Annotated in this window: 9 protein-coding genes; 8 read left to right on the forward strand and 1 reads right to left on the reverse strand. The window is 61.3% G+C overall.

Features of this window, described 5'->3' with window-relative positions; all coding sequences use genetic code 11:
- Positions 1–33 precede the first annotated feature (33 nt).
- Complete coding sequence (glgX, locus tag EKL02_RS10045) at positions 34–2,142, forward strand: glycogen debranching protein GlgX (protein WP_128901918.1); 2,109 nt, start codon at positions 34–36, stop codon at positions 2,140–2,142.
- Positions 2,143–2,165: 23 nt separating this feature from the next.
- Here glgX (EKL02_RS10045) and EKL02_RS10050 read toward each other — a convergent pair whose 3' ends face one another.
- Positions 2,166–3,719: an alpha-amylase family glycosyl hydrolase gene (locus EKL02_RS10050; RefSeq protein WP_241687677.1), complete on the reverse strand. Its 1,554-nt coding sequence runs from the start codon at positions 3,717–3,719 to the stop codon at positions 2,166–2,168.
- 378 nt (positions 3,720–4,097) lie between these two features.
- Between EKL02_RS10050 and EKL02_RS10055 the strand changes: the two genes are divergently transcribed.
- The 7 genes from EKL02_RS10055 to treY are packed head-to-tail and all read left to right on the forward strand — an operon-like array spanning position 4,098 to position 21,825.
- Positions 4,098–7,349: a maltotransferase domain-containing protein gene (locus tag EKL02_RS10055; protein ID WP_241687678.1), complete on the forward strand. Its 3,252-nt coding sequence runs from the start codon at positions 4,098–4,100 to the stop codon at positions 7,347–7,349.
- 8 nt (positions 7,350–7,357) lie between these two features.
- Positions 7,358–10,750 (forward strand): maltose alpha-D-glucosyltransferase, encoded by a 3,393-nt coding sequence (treS, locus tag EKL02_RS10060; protein WP_128901920.1) that lies wholly within the window; start codon positions 7,358–7,360, stop codon positions 10,748–10,750.
- Entirely contained in the window at positions 10,743–13,004 is a 2,262-nt protein-coding gene (glgB, locus tag EKL02_RS10065) for a 1,4-alpha-glucan branching protein GlgB (protein ID WP_128901921.1), read from the forward strand. The genes treS and glgB overlap by 8 nt, the downstream gene beginning before the upstream one ends.
- A gap of 2 nt (positions 13,005–13,006) precedes the next feature.
- Positions 13,007–15,130 carry a glycogen debranching protein GlgX gene (gene glgX / locus EKL02_RS10070; protein ID WP_128901922.1) on the forward strand — a complete coding sequence of 708 codons (2,124 nt, stop codon included), beginning with the start codon at positions 13,007–13,009 and terminating at the stop codon, positions 15,128–15,130.
- Entirely contained in the window at positions 15,117–16,907 is a 1,791-nt protein-coding gene (gene treZ / locus EKL02_RS10075; protein WP_128901923.1) for a malto-oligosyltrehalose trehalohydrolase, read from the forward strand. Before glgX (EKL02_RS10070) ends, treZ begins: the two co-directional genes overlap by 14 nt.
- Entirely contained in the window at positions 16,904–19,021 is a 2,118-nt protein-coding gene (gene malQ / locus EKL02_RS10080) for a 4-alpha-glucanotransferase (protein WP_128901924.1), read from the forward strand. The genes treZ and malQ overlap by 4 nt, the downstream gene beginning before the upstream one ends.
- The gene (gene treY, locus EKL02_RS10085) at positions 19,018–21,825 is read left to right on the forward strand and encodes a malto-oligosyltrehalose synthase (protein WP_241687679.1); all 2,808 of its coding nucleotides are present in this window, start codon (positions 19,018–19,020) and stop codon (positions 21,823–21,825) included. The genes malQ and treY overlap by 4 nt, the downstream gene beginning before the upstream one ends.
- Positions 21,826–21,867 lie beyond the last annotated feature (42 nt).

The following is a 21,867-nucleotide window of genomic DNA, read 5'->3' on the forward strand; positions in this document are numbered from 1 at the left end:
GGAGCCCGTCTTGCCATCGAGAGGGCTGCGCGCATGTTCTTTGAAATTCCGGACCGGCTGTTGCCAGGCCAACCTTTTCCCTTAGGCGCGAGCCATGACGGCCAGGGCGTCAATTTTGCCGTATTTTCGGCCAATGCCAGCCAAATCGATCTATGCATATTCGATCCTGCAGGACGCAAGGAGCTTGCACGTCTACCGTTGCCTGATTGCACTAACGAAGTGTGGAATGGATATTTGCCGGAAGCGGCGCCCGGTCTGTTATATGGCTTTCGCGCGCATGGGCCGTATGAGCCGCACCGGGGACATCGCTTCAACCCGCACAAACTGTTGCTCGATCCCTACGCGCGCCAGCTGTCCGGGCCATTGCGCTGGTCCGATGCCCTGTTCGGCTACAGGATCGGCTCGGCCCGCGCCGACCTCAGCTTCGATCGCCGCGACAGCGCGCCGTCCATGCCCAAGTCGATCGTCGCGGAAGAAGCCTTTAACTGGGGCGAGGACCGCAGGCCCTGCGTGCCCTGGTCAAGGACCGTCATCTATGAAGCCCACGTGCGCGGCATATCGATCCTGCGCAACGATGTGCGTTCCGACTTGCGCGGCACCTTCATTGCGTTGGCCAATCCGCGTTTCATCGAGCATTTGCAGAAAATTGGGGTGACAACCCTTGAACTCATGCCGGTCAATGCCTTCATGCAAGACCGCTACCTGCTTGAAAAAGGCTTGCGCAATTACTGGGGCTATAGCCCGCTGTCATTTTTCGCGCCCGAGCCGGGCTACCTGTCCGGGGGCGGCCTCAGGGACATGCGCATGGCAGTGCGGCGGCTGCATGCCGCCGGCATCGAAGTCATCCTGGATGTCGTCTACAACCATACAAGCAGCGGCAACGAGCTGGGTCCGACGGTATGCTTTCGCGGGCTCGACAATGCCAGCTACTTTCGCCTGGTGCCGGGCGACGAGCGTTACTACATCAATGAAACCGGCTGCGGCAACACCTTGAACCTGTCGCATCCGCGCGTGCTGCAGCTGGTGATGGATTCGTTGCGCTACTGGGCGGAGTCGTTCCATATCGATGGCTTTCGCTTCGACCTGGGCGCCACCCTCGGGCGCGAGGGCACCGGCTTCGATCCCGGCTCGGGATTTTTCGATGCCTTGCTGCAGGATCCGCTGCTGTCGCGGCTCAAGCTGATATTCGAGCCATGGGATATCGGTCCGGGCGGCTACCAGCTCGGCAACCATCCACCGGGGTTCGCCGAATGGAATGACCAGTTTCGCGACGGCATTCGCCAGTTCTGGCGTGGTGATTCCGGCCAGCGTGGCAATTTCGCGGCGCGGCTGAGTGGATCCGCCGACCTCTTCAACCGGCGTCACCGCAAGCCCTGGGCCTCAGTCAATTACGTCGCCTCGCACGATGGCTTCACCCTCGAGGATGTCGTCAGCTATGGGCAAAAGCATAATGAAGCCAATGGCGAAAACAATAACGACGGGCACAGCGAAAATTACAGCGCAAATTGGGGCGTCGAAGGTGCGACCGGCGACCATGCAACCCTGGAGACACGCCACCGGGTGCGCCGCGCGATGCTTGCCACGGTAATGCTGGCCCAGGGAACGCCGATGCTGCTGGCCGGCGATGAATTCGGCCGCTCCCAGCGCGGCAACAACAATGCCTACTGCCAGGATAACGACATTTCATGGGTGGACTGGGAAGCCGCGCAAGGCACGCAAGGCAAATCATTGGTGCGGCTGCTGGAACGGCTCCGGGACATTCGCCGCGGATTCGAGTCGCTGCAGTCTACCCGTTTCCTGCATGGCGATGAACTGCAGCAGGGCGTACCCGAGCTTGCCTGGTTTGACGAGCAAGGCATGCCGCTTGCAGACGACGCCTGGCATAACCCTGAAGCCAGGGCGCTCGCGGTGCAACGCGCCAATGTCACGCACACGGGCGAACTCGATATCGTCCTGATGCTGGTGAATGCCGGCCACGACCCCATCAGTTTCAAATTTCCGGCGGGTGAGCATACCTGGTATTTTTTGCTCGATAGCGCCACAGATGAAGGCACGCCCCATGCAGTGACGGAAAATGCCATGGTGGTGCAGGCACATAGCCTGGTCGTTCTTGCCAACCGTATTCTCGAAGTGCTGCGCTGAATAGGGGACCGGGCGCGAACAACTCAGCCTAGCAACAGGCAAAAGCCGCTGGCTCCCAATTCCACCGTGCCGCTCTTCAGGATCGTGTTTTGTGCCAGCAGGATTTCAGAATAATTGACATCATGCATGCGCCTGGGTTCGGTATCCATATTGAACAGGCATTCGATCCGGCTGCCTTCATGTTCCCGTGAAAACGCCAGAATGCCGTCCGGGGCATCGCGCAGGACTAGACGGCCCTGGTTTAATTCCGGCCGTGCCTTGCGCAGGGCAATGACTTCACGGGCAAAGCGCAGCGTCGATCCGGGATCGGCTTCCTGGCTTGCCACGTTCATGTCCGTATGGACAGGATCGGCCGGCAGCCAGGGTTCGGTGGCGCTGAAGCCCCCGTGCACGTCATTTGTCCAAGGCATGGGCGTACGGCAGCCATCGCGCCCCTTGAATTTGGGCCAAAAGGAAATGCCGAAGGGATCCTGAATTTTTTCAAAGGGCACATCGGCTTGCGGCAAGCCCAACTCTTCACCCTGGTAGAGGCAGATATCGCCGCGCATGGCAAACAGCAAGGCCAGCATTTCTCTGGCGGTCTGTTCACGATCGCGGCCATTCTGCCACCGGCTTGCCACCCGTGGCTTGTCATGGTTGCTCATGGCGTAGCATGCAACGCCAGGCAGCCGGATGGTTTCTTCGAGCGTGGCAATGACGTTGCGCACATGGGCGGCGCTGCTGTCAGGTTGCATCAATGCGAAGCTGTAGGCGGAATGCAGGCGTCCCGGCCGGGTGTATTGCCCCATCAGCTTCAATGCATCATGCCCGCCGACTTCCGCCAGGCTGGTTGCGCCATAAGCATCGAGCAGTGTGCGGATTTTCTGGAGAAATGCGTCCATTTCTGGGCGCGCCTGATCGTACACATGCAACTGGAAGCCATACGGATGCAGTGCCTTGCTCGTATCATCGCGCGGCGGGTTATTGCGCAGCTGAAGATCCTGAAAAATGTGATTGCAGGCATCGAAGCGAAAACCCGATACCCCCAGGTCCAGCCAGAATTCCATTGCTGCCAGGACGGCATCCTGCACGCCGGGATGGTGCATGTTGAGATCCGGCTGGCTTGAGAGGAACGAGTGGAAATAGTACTGGCGCCTCTCTGCATCCCAACGCCAGGCCGCCCCCCCGAAGACCGAAACCCAGTTGTTGGGCGGGCTGCCGTCTGGCTTGGGATCAGCCCAGAGGTACCAGTCCGCCTTGTCGTTTTCGCGCGCGCGGCTTTGCTTGAACCAGGTGTGCTCTTCCGATGTGTGCGACATCACTATGTCCACCATGACACCCAGGCCGAGGGCCTTGGCGCTCTTCATCAGGCTCTTGAAATCGGCCATGTCGCCGAAGATCGGATCGACTGCGCGATAGTCGGCGACGTCATAGCCAAAATCTTTCATCGGCGATTTGAAAAAAGGACTGATCCAGATCGCATCGACTCCCAGGCTCTTGATGTACGGAAGCTTTTTTTCAATCCCGGCAAGGTCGCCAATGCCATCGTTGTTCGTGTCGCAAAAGCTGCGCGGATATACCTGATAAATGATCATCATCTGTCTCGCAAAATACTGCGCCCGGCGGGCTGCAAGGGAGCAGTCGCCGGGCGCATGTCACGCTATTCACAAACCACTTCCCAAGAGAATGGAAGCCGGACTATCACTATCTGTGTCCGCTTGGAATTTCGCAATGTCGAGTCAGCAAGAAGACCGCATTTTTTTTGGCGACGGATAACAATTCGGATTGGCAATGCCGCAATAAGTGATTTGCTATACAACAAGTGCCGTGCGGGTTTGTGTCTTTTGAATGTTTTTTTGCGAACAAACCGGGGCAGCATAACTCTACTAAACGAGGCACGCCGGGACGGTCTGCAAATGCATGGCTGAATGAATATTCACCTCCAATGAAATGGTTTTACAAAGATGGCAATTCCAATGCCGTTTCTGCCCAGGATTTATTATCTGGACCCGCAGCTGACCGGCGCCGGTCCGGCATTGGAGGAATATCTGGCGCGTTGCGCGCACATGGGATTCAACTACATTCTCACGCCATCGCAAACGGATTGCGCCGCAATCAATGTGCTGAACGAGGCGTGCGCACAGAGGCAGATGCAATTGCTGCTCGACCTCGATATTCCCCGTCTTGCTTCAGACGCTTACCTGGCTGAGCGCCATCCGGACTGGTTTGAGCGCGGCGACGATGAGGATGGTCTGCCGGATCCGCGCCGCGCCCTGTGCAGCAGTCCGACGCGCCGGCTGCGCTATGAGCGCCAGGACACACTGGAGGCAATTGCTGATTACTGGCGCGCGCAAATACAGGCCTTGGCGAGCGCCGGTGTCGCCGGCTTTCGCTGCATGGGACTTGGACAGACACCGCCCATGCTCTGGAAGAAAATCACCCATGCTGCAAAGGCTGATAATGGCCGCTTGTGTTTTCTGGCCTGGACGCCCGGCTGCACCGCTGAGCAAATCGATGCTTTGGCCGACTGCGGTTTCGATGCGACTTTTTCTTCCGGCGCATGGTGGGATTTCCGTTCGCGCTGGCTGGCAGAAGACCATGAGCGGCTTGGCCGCATTGCTCCGCCAATTGCTTTGCCGGACAGTCCGGACGAAGCAGTGCTTGCGCGGGTGGCCGGCAACGCCGACGCTGCAGTACGGCAGCGCCTCTATCTGCGCGCATTAGGCCTTGCCGCTGCCACCGGCAATGGCATCCTGGTTCCGATGGGTTTCGAGCACGGTTGGGGTGGCGAACGGGGAGCCAGCGGCGACAAGCTGCGAGAGCATGCGGCTTTCGATCTTTCTGCGGATCTTGCGCATGCCAATGCGCTGATGGCATCCGCCGGCCCCGCATACTTTGGAAGCCCGATCCGCATTCTCAGCAGCCCCGGCGGGCACATTGCCGTCATGCTGCGTGAGAGTTTGCCGGCCGCGGATGCAGAACGCACGGCATGGCTGGCGGTCGCCAATGCCGATGCGCACAGCACGTGCACCGTGCCGGAAAACCGCATCATCGAGCGTGCGGGTGGTTACATCCTGCATGAAAGGATCTGGCCGAAAGAAGCGACGAACGACACTATCGTTTATCCGTTGACACTCGCTACTGCCGACTTCCAGCTGTTCAAGGCGCGCAGGCTCGCCCCCATTCTCCTGCCGGTCGATACCGGTAGCCAGGCGACTGTGGCCGCTGCCGCCAATCCGCGCATTGCGATCGAGGCCGTCGGACCGTGCGTCGATGCCGGCCTGTTTCCGGTCAAGCGGATCATCGGTGACGCCGTCGATATCGAGGCCGATGTGTTCGCCGACGGGCATGACAAGCTTGCTGTCGCGGTCCACTGGCGTGCGGCTGATGAAGGCGCATGGCACGAAATCCGTATGTCGTTAATCGGAAACGACCGTTGGCAGGCCTCATTGCCCTTGACCCGCATCGGCCGATACCTGTTCTTCATCGAGGCGTGGCGCGATGTGTTCTCAACCTACCGCGACGAACTGGAAAAGAAGACCGGCGCCGGATTAAACGTGTCGGTGGAACTAGAAGAAGGGCATCAGCTGGTGGATGCCGCACTGCGGCATGCCGTGGAACAGAACATTACGCCGGCATCCGCAAACCTGGCGGCAATGTCGCATGCACTCACCGCCTTGCAGGCCCCGGACGCGGCGAACGAGGCGAGAAGCACCGCCGAGAGAATCGCGATTTTGCTGTCTGACGCCATGAACAGCGCAATGCAGCAGGCTGATGCACGGGCATTTGCAGCGCGCAGCACGCCCGAAATGCGCATTGAGGTCGAGCGTCCCGCCGCGCGCTTTTCCAGCTGGTATGAACTGTTTCCGCGCTCGCAAAGCGGCGATCCGGCACGCCACGGCACGTTCGCCGATGTGGAAAAGCGCCTGCCGGCCATCCGGTCCATGGGATTCGACACGCTTTACTTCCCGCCGATCCACCCGATCGGCAGGCGCCACCGCAAGGGCCGCAACAACAGCCTGACAGCAGGCCCGGGGGAGCCCGGCAGCCCGTACGCCATCGGCGCTGGCGAGGGCGGGCATGACGCCATTCATCCGCAGCTGGGTACGCTGGACGATTTCCGTCACCTGCGCGATGCGGCCGCGCGCCACGGACTCGAGCTGGCGCTCGACTTTGCGATCCAGTGCGCGCCCGATCATCCCTGGCTCCAGGAGCATCCGGAATGGTTCGCCTGGCGTCCCGACGGCACCGTGCGTTACGCCGAAAACCCGCCCAAGAAATATCAGGATATCGTCAACGTCGACTTTTATGCGGAAGGCGCAATTCCCGGACTGTGGAGCGCGCTGCGCGATGTGGTGCTGTTCTGGGTGGAGGAGGGTGTACGTGTTTTCCGGGTCGATAATCCGCACACCAAAACGCTGCCGTTCTGGGAGTGGCTGATCGCCGGGATCAGGGCAAGTCATCCGGACACGATTTTTCTGTCCGAGGCGTTTACCCGGCCAAAGGTCATGTACCGGTTGGCGAAGATCGGATTTTCCCAGTCCTATACCTATTTCACCTGGCGCCACACCAAACAGGAGTTCATCGATTACATGACCGAACTTTCGACTACCGCCGTGCAGGAATACTTCCGTCCGCATTTTTTTGTCAATACGCCGGATATCAATCCCTATTTCCTGCAGCGATCTGGCCGCCCGGGGTTCCTGATCCGGGCGGCGCTGGCGACCATGCTGTCGGGACTGTGGGGCATGTACAGCGGATTCGAATTGTGCGAGGCCGCGCCGATACCGGGCAAGGAAGAATATCTTGACTCGGAAAAGTACGAGATCCGGGCCTGGGACTGGCAGCGCCCGGGCAACATCATTCGTGAAATCACCCAGCTAAACCATATCCGCCGTGAAAATCCGGCGCTGCAGACCCACCTGCATATCCGCTTCCTGCCAGCATCCTCGGAGCATATCCTGTTTTTCCTTAAATCCGCGCCGCCGGGCGGCAGCGTGCATGTCGACAGCAACGTGGTATTGGTGGCAATCAATCTGGATCCTTTTTCAGTCCACGAAGCTTGGCTGGAGCTGCCATTCCATGAATTCGGACTGCCGGATGAGGGCGTACTGGGCGTCGATGACCTCGTCGGCGGCAGTCGCCTGCACTGGCAGGGGAACCGTCAGCATCTCCGGCTGGATCCCAACATCTGTCCCTATGCCATCTGGCGCGTTCGCAGCATCTGAGGCCAATAATGGAACGCCGAAAATCAAGCCGCCGTACCTCTTCTTCTTCCTCTGCAGCGAAAGGCGTGCCGTTCAGCGATGACCCGCTCTGGTACAAGGATGCCGTCATTTACCAGGTGCATGTCAAATCGTTTTTCGATTCGAATAATGACGGCATCGGCGACTTTGCCGGGCTCATCAATAAACTCGACTACATTGCGGACCTTGGCGTCAATACTATCTGGCTGTTGCCATTCTATCCGTCACCGAGACGCGACGACGGCTACGATATTGCGGATTACCGCGGCGTGCACCCGGACTACGGCACGATGGCGGATGCCCGGCGTTTCATTGCGGAGGCGCACCGGCGCGGCCTGCGCGTGATCATCGAACTGGTCATCAACCATACGTCCGACCAGCATCCCTGGTTCCAGCGCGCGCGGCGGGCCAAGCCCGGATCTGCCGCCCGGGACTTTTATGTCTGGTCCGACAACGACCAGGCATACAGCGACACGCGCATCATCTTCTGCGATACGGAAAAATCGAACTGGACCTGGGATCCGGTCGCCAATGCATTCTTCTGGCATCGTTTCTATTCGCACCAGCCAGACCTGAACTTCGACAACCCCAGGGTGTTGGAAGCCGTGCTGTCCGTCATGGCGTTCTGGCTCGACATGAATGTCGATGGATTGCGCCTGGATGCCGTGCCCTACCTGATTGAGCGGGAAGGCACCAGCAACGAGAACCTGCCCGAGACGCACGCCATCCTCAAGCGCATCCGCGCTGAACTGGACCGCGACTATCCTGGGCGCATGCTGCTCGCCGAAGCCAATATGTGGCCGGAAGATGTGTTGCCGTATTTCGGCGACAACGACGAATGTCACATGGCCTTTCACTTTCCGCTGATGCCGCGCATGTACATGGCCCTGGCGCAGGAAGACCGGTTTCCGATTGTCGATATCCTGCGCCAGACGCCCGAGATCCCGTCGAATTGCCAATGGGCGATCTTCCTGCGCAACCATGACGAACTGACGCTGGAAATGGTGACCGACAGGGAGCGTGATTACCTCTGGAACCATTATGCGGCGGAAAAGCGCGCCCGCATCAACCTGGGCATCCGCCGGCGTTTGTTGCCCCTGCTGGAGCGCGACCGTAGAAGAGCTGAATTGCTCAACAGCCTGATGCTGTCGATGCCTGGGACGCCGGTAATTTATTATGGCGACGAGATCGGCATGGGGGACAATATCCATCTCGGCGACCGCGACGGTGTGCGCACGCCGATGCAATGGACGCCAGATCGCAACGGCGGCTTTTCACGATCCGATCCGGCAAAGCTGGTCCTGCCACCGATCATGGATCCGCTGTATGGCTATGACGCCGTCAATGTGGAAGCCCAGATGGGGGATCCTTACTCGCAGCTGAACTGGATGCGCCGCATGCTGACCGTGCGCAAGCAGCACTACGCATTCAGCCGCGGATCGCTGTCAGTACTGTATCCGACCAACCGGCGCATCCTGGCGTACCTGCGTGAGTTTGCGGATGGCGGTGACGGGGACTTGATGGAAACGATCCTGTGCGTGGCGAATGTGTCGCGCTCGGCACAGGCGGTCGAGCTTGACCTTTCCCACCATGCGGGACGCGTGCCACTGGAAATGCTGGGCGGCTCGGCATTTCCGCCAATCGGCAAGCTGCCTTATCTGCTGACCCTGCCGCCCTACGGGTTTTACTGGTTCTTGCTTGCGTCGGAATCGAGGATGCCTGCCTGGCACGTTCCTGCACCGGAACCATTGCCTGAGCTGGCGACACTGGTCCTGCGCCAGGGGATTGCTGAAATACTGGAGACACCACGGCGAATGATCCTGGAAAACGAGGCGCTGACTGCCTACCTGCCGAAGCGGCGCTGGTATGCCGCCAAGCAGGAAAAACTGCGTTCTGCCCGCATCGCGATCGCCGTGCTGTTGCCGGTTCCGCAGGCATATGCAAACACCATGCCGACAATGCTCACGGAAATCGAGGCCGTGACATCCGCCGGCACCGAGCGCTACCAGCTGCCGCTCGGTTACGTCCGCGAAGAAGATGTGACGACGGCGCTGCCGCATCAGCTCGCGCTTGCGCGTGTGCGACGTGGCCGCCATACCGGCTTTCTTACCGATGCGTTTGCGCTCGATGTTTTCGCCGAGACGGTGGTGGAATCGATGCGTTCGCGGACATCGATCGCGACTGATGACGGCGAAGTGAAATTCATGCCAACGCCGGCCCTCGATGAAATCGAAGTCGGCGCAGAAGCCAGTGTGCGCCGTCTCTCTGCGGAACAAACAAACAGTTCGCTGATCCTCCAGGACCGGATGGTGATCAAGGTATTGCGGCGCCTGCTTCCTGGCGTGCATCCGGAAGCGGAAATGGGCCGGCACCTCACCGCCCTTGGCTATGCCAACGCACCTCGCATGCTCGGCGAAGTGACACGCATCGACAGGGAAGGCGTGCGCCATACCATGATCATGCTGCAACAGTATATCCATAACCAGGGCGATGCCTGGCAGTGGTCGCTGGATACCCTGGCGCTGTGGGTGCAGCAGACAACCGTCTCTGGCGCCGCAATGGCGACTGACGCCGCTGCCGGCATCTCGCACCCGGAGAGGGACCTGGCCCAGCTTTCCATCATGCTCGGCAAGCGCCTGGGTGAATTGCACGCCGCCTTGGCCGCGCCTGCCGACAATCCGGCATTTGCGCCGGAAGTGGCCAGTGAAGTGGATACGCGCGCCTGGGCAGCGGGAGCGCGCGCGCAAGTGGAAGCGGCCCTGGAAGTAGTGCGTGTCAATACGGCCTGGAGCGGGGAAGCGGAAGTCCGCCGCGCAGCGCACTTGATCGGGCAGCGCGAACAGTTGCTGGCAAAGCTTGACGCTCTTGCTGCGGCTGGAGTCGGGACGCTGCGTACGCGCATCCATGGCGATTTTCATCTTGGCCAGGTGCTGGTCGGGAATGGTGACGTGTATATCGTCGATTTTGAGGGTGAGCCGGCCAAGAGCCTGGAGCAGCGCCGCGCCAAGTCCAGCCCGTTGCGCGATGTCGCCGGTTTGCTGCGTTCCTTTGACTATGCTGCAGGGTTCGCCAGCAGGAATGGCCCGGCCGATCTCGATGAAGCCGCGGAATTGCGCAAGCAGCAAATCTTGCGCAGCTTCGCGCCGAATTGCCAGGACGCGTTCCTGCAAGCTTACCGTGAGGCGGCGTTTGCCGGGCCGCTGCAGATGCCGCCGGAAACCGAGCGGGCACTTCTGCAACTGTTTTCGCTGGAGAAGGCTGGTTATGAAGTTTGCTATGAAGCCGCACACCGGCCGGCATGGATTCCGGTCCCCATGAACGGCCTGGCAAAAATTGTTGATGAATTGCTGAGCATGCCGCAGGGAGAGAACGCGCATGAGTGAGCTTGTCGACGAATTGCACCAGATCGATTCCAGTGTGCTTGAAGCTGTCGTTTCCGGACGCCTGGCCGATCCGTTTGCCTTGTTCGGCCCGCACCGCGTGGGCGACAGGATGATCGTGCGCACCTTCCAGCCAGGCGCCATGGCCGTTGACGTTGTGGCGCGGGAGGCAGGCAACGATGCGGCCGGGACGCTCCTGTTCTCCCTTTATAATATCCGCCAGACAGGCCTGTTCGTCGGCGGTATTGCCGGCATCCACCCCGAGCAGGACTATCTCCTGCGCATTACCTGGCCTGCTACGGGCGGCATGGAGCACGTGCAATACGCCGAGGACCCTTACCGTTTCGGTCAACTGCTGGGAGACCTCGACCTTCACTTGCTGCGCGAGGGCACGCATCGCCAAATCGGCAGCTGCCTTGGCGCCAATCCATTGCAGATCGACGGCATCGGCGGTACGCGATTTGCCGTATGGGCGCCGAACGCGCAACGTGTGTCGGTAGTGGGCGACTTCAACCAGTGGGACGGCAGGCGCCACCCGATGCGGCGACGTCACGAGGCAGGCGTCTGGGAGATCTTCATGCCGCGCATCCGGAGCGGCATGCGCTACCAGTACGAAATTGTCGGCGTCAGCGGCGAAGTACTGACGCTCAAGGCCGATCCCGTGGCAAGGGCCACGGAACCGCCGCCATCGACTAAGTCAGTTGTGCCATCGGACATGCCATTCCACTGGAGCGATGAGGAATGGATGGCCAGCCGCGGCGCGCGTCACGATGCCGCTGCGCCCATCTCGGTCTATGAAGTACATGCCGGTTCCTGGCTGCGCATCCTCGAGGAAAACAGCCGCAGCCTGAGCTGGCATGAGCTCGGTGACCGGCTGGTGCCGTATGTCGTTGGCATGGGCTTCACGCATGTTGAATTCCTGCCGGTCATGGAACATCCGTTCGGTGGTTCCTGGGGCTACCAGCCGCTTGGCCTGTTTGCGCCAACAGCCCGTTTCGGGCCGCCGTCGGGCTTCGCCGCGCTCGTGGACCGCTGCCACGCGGCAGGACTGGGCGTCATTCTTGACTGGGTGCCGGCGCATTTTCCGGGCGACGCGCATGGCCTGGCAAATTTCGACGGCACGGCGCTGTATGAGCACCAGGATCCGCGCGAAGGTTTTCATCAGGACTGGAACACGCTGATCTACAACCTTGGGCGCAACGAGGTGCGCGGGTTCCTGATCGCCAGCGCGCTGGAATGGCTGGAACGCTACCACATCGACGGCCTTCGGGTGGATGCGGTCGCCTCGATGCTGTACCGCGACTACAGCCGCAAGGCTGGCGAGTGGGTGCCCAATGTCCACGGCGGCCGTGAAAATCTCGAGGCGGTGGCATTTCTGCGCGAGATGAACAGCGTCATCGCCCAGCGCTGTCCCGGCGCGATGATGATCGCCGAGGAATCTACGGCCTGGCCTGGCGTGTCGGCGCCGGTGGCAGACGGGGGACTTGGTTTTTCCTACAAGTGGAACATGGGCTGGATGCATGACACCCTGCGCTACATGGCCTATGACCCGGTGCATCGCAAGCACCATCATCACGACATGACCTTCGGCCTGATCTACGCATTCTCGGAACGCTTCATGCTGCCGGTGTCGCATGATGAAGTCGTGCACGGCAAGGGCTCCCTTCTCAACAAGATGCCGGGCAGTGATCCGGCTCAACGCCTTGCCAACCTGCGTGCCTACTTCGGCTTCATGTGGACCCATCCAGGCAAGAAGCTGTTGTTCATGGGGTGCGAAATCGCCCAGATGACGGAATGGAATCACGATGCCTCGCCGGACTGGAACCTGCTTGACGATCCGGCGCATAGCGGCACCCAGCGGCTGGTGCGCGACCTGAACCGCTTGTACACCAGCGACCCGGCCCTGCATTGCAGGGACAGTGTGCCGGAAGGATTCCGCTGGATTATCGGCGATGACAGCAGCAACAGCGTTTTCGCCTACCTGCGCCAGGGCCGCGAAGGCGATGCACCGCTGCTGGTCATCCTCAACATGACGCCGTTGGCCCGCGAAGCGTACCGCATCGGCGTGCCTGCGTTCGGCGGCGCGGCGCTGATGCGCTGGCGGGAAGTGCTGAACACCGACGACGTGAAATATGGCGGCGCAGGCATGGCCAATGGCGAGGCCTTGTCTTCGGAAGCGCAAGCCTCGCATGGCATGGCTGATTCGCTGGTGCTGCGCCTGCCGCCGCTGTCGGCACTGATTCTCAGGCCGGTCTGAGCATGGCGGCGCTCCATCTTCCGCTAGCGCCCGTCCAGGCAGGTTGGCCGCATCCCCTGGGCGCCACCTATGATGGTGAAGGCACCAATTTCGCCGTATTTTCAGCAAATGCGAGCGGGATGGAACTGTGTTTTTTCGACGACAGCGGACGCCACGAAATCGCCCGCTGCTGGCTTCCGGAGTGCACCAATGAAGTCTGGCATGGCTATTTGCCAGGCATATCCCGCGGCGCCCTGTACGGCTTTCGGGCGCATGGCCCATACCTGCCGGAGAACGGCCACCGCTTCAATCCGAACAAGCTTTTGCTGGATCCCTATGCCCGGCAGCTGAAGGGGCAGGTACGCTGGACGGAAAGCCTTTACGGCTACCGCTTCCAGTCGCCGCGTACGGATCTTTCGTTTGACCACCGCAACAGCGCGCCTGCCATGCCCAAGGCTGTCGTTACCGATACCTCCTTCAACTGGCATGGCGATGCGCGGCCCAATGTTCCCTGGGATCGCACGGTCATTTATGAGGCCCACGTCCGCGGATTGACGAAAACCGCCTTGCGAGTTCCCGCAAGCGATCGGGGCACCTTCGCCGGCCTTGCCAGTCCGTTCATGATCGATCATTTCGTCAAACTTGGCATTACTGCCCTGGAACTGCTGCCGGTGCAGGCGTTCCTGCAGGACCACCGTCTGGTGAACGCAGGAATGCGCAACTACTGGGGTTACAACACACTGGCTTACTTTGCTCCAGAGTCCCGCTATCTTGCCAGCGGCTCGCTCAATGAAGTGCGCCACGCTGTAAGGCAGCTGCATGCGGCTGGCATCGAGGTCATCCTGGATGTGGTCTATAACCATACCTGCGAGGAAAGCGAGCTGGGGCCAACCATTTCGTTTCGCGGGCTGGACAATGCCAGCTACTACCGTCTGCAGCAAGACAATCCGCGCCATAACGTCAATGACACCGGCTGCGGCAATACCCTGAACATGTCGCATCCGCGCGTGATCCAGATGGTGATGGATTCGCTGCGCTATTGGGTGCAGGAATTCCATGTCGACGGCTTCCGCTTTGATCTTGGCGCCACGCTTGGGCGCGAACTGCATGGCTTTGATCCCGGCGCAGGGTTTTTCGATGCGCTGCTGCAGGATCCTGTACTGGCCAGCGTCAAGCTGATTTCCGAACCGTGGGATCTTGGACCTGATGGTTACCAGGTAGGCAAGCACCCGCCGGGGATCGCCGAATGGAACGACCGGTTTCGCGACGACGTGCGCTCTTTCTGGCGCGGCGACGCCGGCAAGCGCGGCGTCATCGCCGGGCGCTTGCTGGGATCGGCAGACTTGTTCAACCACCATCGCCGCCGCTCCTGGGCCTCAGTCAACTTTGTCACCGCCCACGACGGCTTCACCCTGCAAGACCTTGTCAGCTACAACCACAAGCACAACGAGGCCAACCGCGAGGATAACCGCGATGGCAACAATGACAACCACAGCAACAACTGGGGCGTCGAGGGGCCGACCGACGACGCGGCGACCGTTGCCGTACGCGAGCGGGTCAAGCGGGCAATGCTGATGACCTTGCTGCTTTCCAATGGCACGCCGATGCTGCTTGGCGGCGATGAATTCGGCCGGACCCAGGCAGGCAATAACAACCCGTATTGCCAGGACACGGAAATATCCTGGTTCGATTGGCGGCTCGCTGACACGCCTGCCGGCCGGGCCTTGCTTAAATTTACCCGCCAGTGCATAGCGGCGCGTTTTCTGCTTCCGACGCTGCAGAGCGGGCGCTTCCTGAAAACCGGCTCGCACGCGCCGCATCATCTGCCCGATATCAGCTGGTTCGATGAAACCGGCGCTGAAATGACACCCGAGCGCTGGAATTTTGCCGATGGACGCCTGCTTGCCTTGCGCCGCGTTTCGCATGACTTGCACGAGCGGCCAGTTTCGGCAGCACTGTTTCTTCTGAATGCATTTTCCGAAGACCGGGAATTCCTCCTGCCGCAACCTCAACTGGACTGGCAGGTGCTGATCGATGCGGCAAAACCGTTGCAAGGCGGGGAACATGCACGCGTTCCTGAACATAACAGCATCAATGTTGCAGCCCATAGCGCAGTGTTACTGGTCGCCGGAAATGCCATCGTTTAAACCATCCTTCGGCGCGACGCTCGTTGCGCCAGGCCGCACCCGCTTCCGGCTGTGGGCGCCGGGTAGCAGCGAGGCGGCTGTAGCGCTTGAGGATGGGGCTGTCAGCAAAATGCTGCGGCTGCCCGACGGCTGGTTCGAGCTTGAAACGGATTGCAGCGCCGGGACCCGATACCGTTATCGTATCGACGGCGGCCTCGCGGTGCCGGACCCGGCTTCGCGCGCCCAGGCCGGCGATGTGCATGACGCCAGCATTGTCTGCGATCCCGCCGCGTACCTCTGGCAAAACACGCAATGGCAGGGGCGTCCATGGCACGAAACCGTCCTGTACGAATTGCATGCGGGTTTGCTTGGTGGCTTTGCGGGAGTCATGCGGCAGCTGCCGGTACTGGCCCGCCTCGGCATTACGGCAATCGAACTCATGCCTGTCGCGGATTTTCCGGGGCGCCGCAACTGGGGCTATGACGGCGTGCTGCCGTATGCGCCAGACGCCGCATACGGTACCCCAGACGAACTCAAGGCGCTGGTCGATGCCGCGCACGGCCTGGAGATGATGGTATTCCTGGATGTGGTCTACAACCATTTCGGGCCCGACGGCAATTACCTCGGCGCCTATGCGCCGGCGTTCTTTCGGGCGGATAGCCGCACGCCCTGGGGAAACGCCATCGACTTCCGCCAGCGCACGGTGCGCGACTTCTTCACGGAAAACGCCAAGTACTGGCTTGAAGAATTCCGCTTCGATGGCTTGCGGCTCGACGCCGTCCATGCAATCGCCGAAAAGGACTGGCTGCTGGAGATGGCGCAACAGGTGCGCGCCGCAATGCCGCCGCAGCGCCATGTCCACCTGGTCCTGGAAAACGACGACAATTGCGCCAGCTTGCTCCAACGTACGCCGCAGCGCCTGTTCGACGCCCAATGGAACGATGATCTGCACCATGCCCTGCATGTCTTGCTGACGGGCGAGCGGGAAGGCTATTACGCCGCCTATGCCGGGCAAGCTGAAGAAAAGCTTGCGCGCGGGCTTGCCGAGGGCTTCATTTTTCAGGGCGAGGCGCCGCTGTATCCCGGTGGGCATCCGCGCGGCGAGCCGAGTGCCCATCTGCCGCCGACGTCCTTCGTTTCTTTTCTCCAGAACCACGACCAGGTTGGCAACCGTGCATTCGGCGAACGCCTGTCCACGCTCGCCAGCCCCGACGCGCTGCGCGCCGCCATGGCCTTGCTGCTGTTATCGCCGCACATTCCCTTGATTTTCATGGGTGATGAGTATGGTGCGGCCCAGCCGTTTCTCTACTTTACCAGCCACCTGAATGCGGAACTGGCTGCGGCCGTACGTCAAGGGCGACGCAATGAGTTCGCACGGTTTCCGTCGTTTTCCGACCCCGGGAAGCGCGAAACAATTCCCGATCCCAACGCCGAACAAACTTTTCTGGACTCCATGCCTGCGTCAGCAGCTGGCGATACAAAGGACTGGCATGACTGGATCCGAAGCCTGTTGCAGATCCGCCGCGAACATATCGTTGCACGCCTTGAAGACGCCCGCGCAATCGGTGCCGGGGTGCTCGGCAGCGGGGCGGTCGAGGCGCGCTGGCGCATGGGAGACGGCGCGGTCCTGACGATTGCCATCAACCTCGGAAGGGATGCGGTGTCGCGCAAGGCCGCGAGAACAAGCCAGGATGTCCGCTCCACCATCCTGTTTGCCACCCATGCGAGCATCGCTGCAAGCCCGGACGCCAACTTGCCACCCCATGCACTCGTCGCCACCCTGGAGACTTCAACATGATTCCCACGCAGATTCTGACCCTCGCCCGGGCGGCCGGCCTCGAACCATCGTGGACCAATGCCTTCGGAGAGCCACGGGAAGTCGGCGAGGAAAGCCTGCGCACGATCCTTGAAGCGCTCGGATATCCCTGTGCAAGTGAAAGCCAGTACCGGGACAGCATGGCGCGGCTGGATGCATTGCAAAATGATGCTTCCTTGCCAGCGCTTCTGACTGCCACTGCCGGAAAGGTCATTCACCTTGGTGCGGCTGGAGGGACAGCCGGCAACATCTGCCGCATAGACCTGGAAAGCGGTGCGCACATCGAAGCGCGCATCCGTGACGACGGCAAAGGCGGGGGCGAGCTTGAACCGGTCGACGAGCCCGGTTATCACCAGTTGCATATCGGCGGCGCTGTTGCAACGCTTGCAGTCGCACCGCAGCGCTGCTTCGGGGTTGGCGATGCTGTCGGCAAGCTTTACCAGCGGCGCTGGGACGACCCGCGGCTATGGGGATTGGGTGTGCAATTGTATTCGCTGCGGCGCGCCGGAGACGGCGGCGTCGGCGATTTCACGGCGCTCGCCACGCTGGCGCAAGCGGCTGCCCGGCAGGGCGCCGCGGCGCTGGCGATCAGCCCCGTGCACGCCATGTTCAGCGCGGATGTAACGCGATTCAGTCCTTACGGACCTTCCAGCCGCTTGTTCTTGAATGCCTTGCACATCGACCCTGCAGCAGTGCTTGGGCAAGACGCAATGGCGCGGGCGCTGGCCGAACTCGGGCCGGATGCCGCCGCACGTTATGCGGCACTGGAAGAACCCTGCCTGATCGACTGGCCGGCAGCTGCCGCCTTGCGGCTGGCGTTGTTGCGCCGATTGTACGAGCGCTTTATCGCAGATGCAGGCAGTGAAGAATTCGAGGCATTTGTCCGGAAAGGCGGCAGAGCGCTGCAGGATCATGTGCGCTTCGAGACGCTCCATGCCTGGCAACTGGACCACGGCGGCAGCGGTGACTGGCGCACCTGGGCTGGCGGCTTGCGTGACCCGCGCAGCATGGCGGTGACGGATTTCGCGCGGGAGCACGAGCGCGAGACAAGGTTCCATGAGTTCCTGCAGTGGCAGGCGGCACGCGGCCTTGGCCTTGCGCAACAGGCTGCGCGTGCTGCCGGCATGCCGATTGGCCTGATCACCGATCTTGCCGTCGGCGCTGACAACGACGGCAGCCAGGCCTGGAGCCGGCAGGGGGAAATCATCAATGGCTTGTCCGTCGGCGCGCCGCCGGATGTACTCAATACGCGGGGACAGAGCTGGGGGCTGGGAGCCTTTTCGCCGCTGGCCATGAAAGCAAAGGGCTTTGGCGCCTATATTGAGATGCTGCGAGCGACGTTTGCCTATGCCGGTGGAGCGCGCATCGACCATGCATTGGGCCTGGGACGCATGTGGCTGGTGCCGGCGGGTGCGTCGCCGGAGCAGGGGGGCTATCTGCGCTATCCCATGCAGGACCTGCTGCGCCTGATCGCCCTGGAATCCTGGCGGCACCGCGCCATTGTCATCGGCGAGGATCTCGGCACGGTGCCTCCCGGTTTCGATGTCCAGCTTTCGGAGGCGGGCCTGCTCGGAATCAGGGTATTGCTGTTCCAGCAGCAGAACGGACGTTTCCTGCGCCCCGACGAGTGGCCCAAGCACGCGATTGCGACCACCACCACGCACGACTTGCCGACGATTGCGGGCTGGTGGCAAGGGCACGATATCACGTTGCGCACGCGGCTCGACCTGCTGATGCCTGGCCAGTCCGAAAGCGATGCACGCCTGGAACGCTCACGCGAGCGCGACGCCCTGCAGCAGGCCATGCATGCTTTCGAGGCCCAGACTAACGATACCGCCCTGGCGGCGGCAGGCGCCTCGGTGCCGCTGGACACGGCCGTGGCATTTGTCGCCGCGACCCCGGCGCCGCTTGCCATGCTGCCGATCGAGGATGCGCTGGGGCTGGTGGAGCAGCCCAACCTGCCCGGCACTATCGATAGTCATCCGAACTGGCGTCGCCGCCTGCCACTCCCGGTGGAGAAGGTGCTGGACGAGCCGCAGGTGGCAAGCCGCCTGGCGATCCTGAACAAGACCCGGACCTGCAAGGAAAAACCGTGATCACGGTACCGACCGCGACTGCGAGGCTGCAGTTGCACAAGGACTTCAGCTTTGCCCATGCCATCGAAGTCTTGCCTTACTACGCCGCGCTCGGCATCAGCCATATCTACTCATCTCCCATCCTGACGGCGCGCAGCGGTTCGACGCATGGTTACGACATTGTCGACCCGACCCGTGTCAACGCCGAGCTGGGCGGCGAGGCGGGCTTGCGCCTGTTTGTGGCCGCCATCCGGCAGGCAGGCATGGGATTGATTCTCGATATCGTGCCAAATCATATGGGTATCGGCGCCGAGAATCCATGGTGGCAGCACGTGCTGGAGTGGGGGGAAGAAAGCCCCTATGCGCGGTGGTTCGACATTGAATGGCATCCTGCCGACGAGATCCTGGACGGCAAGGTCATGGCGCCGTTCCTGGGGCAGCCCTATGGCGATGCGCTTGCTGCCGGCGAAATCCGGCTGGAGTATAACCCCACCCGCGGCAAATTCTTTCTTGCCTATTACACGCATAGTTTCCCGATTGCGCCGCCAGATTATCTGACTATATTGCAGACGGCAGCGAGCGAGCTGCTGCACCAGGCGGTGGCTGCCTTTGATGCGGGACGCAACGAGCAGGGCGTCCTGCCGCAGCAGAATGTGGACGCAGGAATCGCCTTGCTGCGCGAACTCGGCAGCAGCGAGGAGGGGCTTACCGCGATTCAGGCTGCGGTCGCCGCCTTTGCGCCCGACACTCCACAGGGCCGGGAAGCATTGCATTCCTTGCTGGAACGGCAGCACTACCGGCTTGCCTGGTGGCGCTGTGCCGCCGACGGCATCAACTGGCGCAGGTTTTTCGAGGTGACCGACCTGGTCGGCGTAAGGGTGGAGCAGGACGACGTGTTCGAGGCCACTCACGCGCTGATTTTCCGCCTTTATACCGAGGGACTGATTGACGGCGTGCGTATCGACCATGTCGATGGACTGGCCGATCCAGGTGCATATTGCCGCAAGCTGCGCAATCGCTTGCGGGCCTTGTCGTCGCAGCGCCCCACGGATCTGCCGCCGGCGCCTGCCTATATCATCGCCGAGAAAATTCTCGCGCATCAGGAATCCTTGCGGCTGGACTGGGAAATCGATGGCACCAGCGGTTATGACTTCATGGACCGCGCCGGCGCACTGCTGCATGACCCCGCTGGCGAGGCGCCCTTGTCCGCCTTGTGGATGCGATGCAGCGGACGCGCGCTGGATTTTCCCGCTGAAGTGCGGCAGGCCAGGCGGCAACTGCTTGCCAACAACCTGTCTGGCGAGTTCGAGTCGGCGGCACGTGCGCTGCATGCCGTGGCGCACACCGACCTGCGCACGCGCGATTTTTCTCTCGGTGCGATTCGCCGGGTGTACGCCGAACTGCTGACGCATTTTCCTGTTTACCGTACTTACGTCGACGACAACGGCGGCAATGAACTGGACCGGCAAGTCATCGAACATACGCTGGAATCTGCCAGGCAAAGCGTCGAGCGTACTGAAATCCCCTTGCTCGAGGTCGTCGCGTGCTGGCTGGCCGGTGATCCGCCGCGCGATCCCGATAATCCAAGGGTACGCTTCCTGATGCAGCGGGCAATTACCCGATTTCAGCAATTGACGCCGCCCCTGGCAGCGAAATCCGTCGAAGATACGGCGTTTTACCGGTATGGACGGCTGTTGTCGCGCAATGAAGTGGGCTCGGACCCCTGCCAGTTTGCCATCAGCATTGACGCGTTTCACGAAGCGAACCGGCAGCGTGCACTGCTGTTCCCGAATTCGCTCCTGGCGACTGCCACCCACGACCACAAGCGTGGCGAAGATCTGCGCGCGCGCCTGGCGGTACTAAGCGAATGCCATGCGGACTGGGAGGCGTGCGTACAGGAGTGGATGCAAATCAATGCCGGCTGCCGCCGCAGCGTGCCCGAGGAGAGCGGCGCGCCGCCAGCAGTCGCGCCGCATCCGGCAGATGAATTGATGCTGTATCAGATGCTGGCAGGTGCCTGGCCTGTTGGCCTGAAGTCAGATGACTGTGAAGGCGTCATGCAGTTTGCCGCGCGCCTCGAACGATGGCAAACCAAAGCCCTGCGCGAGGCCAAGCAGGTAAGCGACTGGGTATCGCCGAACGAAGAGTACGAGGCGGCGTGCCGAGAGTTCCTGTTTGCGATTCTCGACGGCGCCGCGCAACGGCCGTTCTTGGAGCGCCTTGCCGCGCTTATCGAGCGGATTACGCCAGCCGGCATCATCAACAGCCTGGCCCAGGCGGTGCTGCGCATGACCTCGCCGGGCATACCCGATCTCTACCAGGGGACGGACCTGTGGGATTTCAGCCTGGTAGATCCGGATAACCGGCGCGCTGTCGACCATGCCTTGCGCGCCGATTTGCTGCTGCAGTACGATTCCCCCATCACCGGCATGACAGGGTGGGAATCGGGATGGCTCAAGCAACAGATCGTTTGCCGCACGTTGCAATTGCGGGCAAGGGAACCGGAACTGTTTTTACGCGGCAGTTACGTGCCATTGCAAATCACCGGACCCCACGCCGGGCATGTCGTCGCCTTTGCACGCCGCCTGGAGGACCGGACCATACTGGTAATGGTCACGCACCTTGCCGCATCGCTTCTGGGTAACGCGCCGGTCCACCTGATACCCAGCGTTGCGTGGGAGGGTACCAGGGCCGCAGTGGGCGGGGAGTTGCCTAGTTGCTGGCAGGATATTTATACCGGAACCGTGATCACGACAGAAGCAGGCCTGCTCGAACTCGGTACGGTGCTTGCTCTGCTGCCGGTTGCGGTACTCGAATCCCGATGACGCGGCTTTTAACAGGATTGACCATGAAATCGCCGAACACCG

This window comes from Janthinobacterium sp. 17J80-10, assembly GCF_004114795.1.
GTDB lineage: Bacteria > Pseudomonadota > Gammaproteobacteria > Burkholderiales > Burkholderiaceae_D > Paucimonas.

What these genes read in the sequence shown, in the direction of transcription:
- glgX (WP_128901918.1), top strand. Translation starts at nt 34, where the DNA reads ATGTTCTTTGAAATTCCGGACCGGCTGTTGCCAGGCCAACCTTTTCCC.
- EKL02_RS10050 (WP_241687677.1), bottom strand. Translation starts at nt 3,719, where the DNA reads ATGATGATCATTTATCAGGTATATCCGCGCAGCTTTTGCGACACGAAC.
- EKL02_RS10055 (WP_241687678.1), top strand. Translation starts at nt 4,098, where the DNA reads ATGCCGTTTCTGCCCAGGATTTATTATCTGGACCCGCAGCTGACCGGC.
- treS (WP_128901920.1), top strand. Translation starts at nt 7,358, where the DNA reads ATGGAACGCCGAAAATCAAGCCGCCGTACCTCTTCTTCTTCCTCTGCA.
- glgB (WP_128901921.1), top strand. Translation starts at nt 10,743, where the DNA reads ATGAGTGAGCTTGTCGACGAATTGCACCAGATCGATTCCAGTGTGCTT.
- glgX (WP_128901922.1), top strand. Translation starts at nt 13,007, where the DNA reads ATGGCGGCGCTCCATCTTCCGCTAGCGCCCGTCCAGGCAGGTTGGCCG.
- treZ (WP_128901923.1), top strand. Translation starts at nt 15,117, where the DNA reads ATGCCATCGTTTAAACCATCCTTCGGCGCGACGCTCGTTGCGCCAGGC.
- malQ (WP_128901924.1), top strand. Translation starts at nt 16,904, where the DNA reads ATGATTCCCACGCAGATTCTGACCCTCGCCCGGGCGGCCGGCCTCGAA.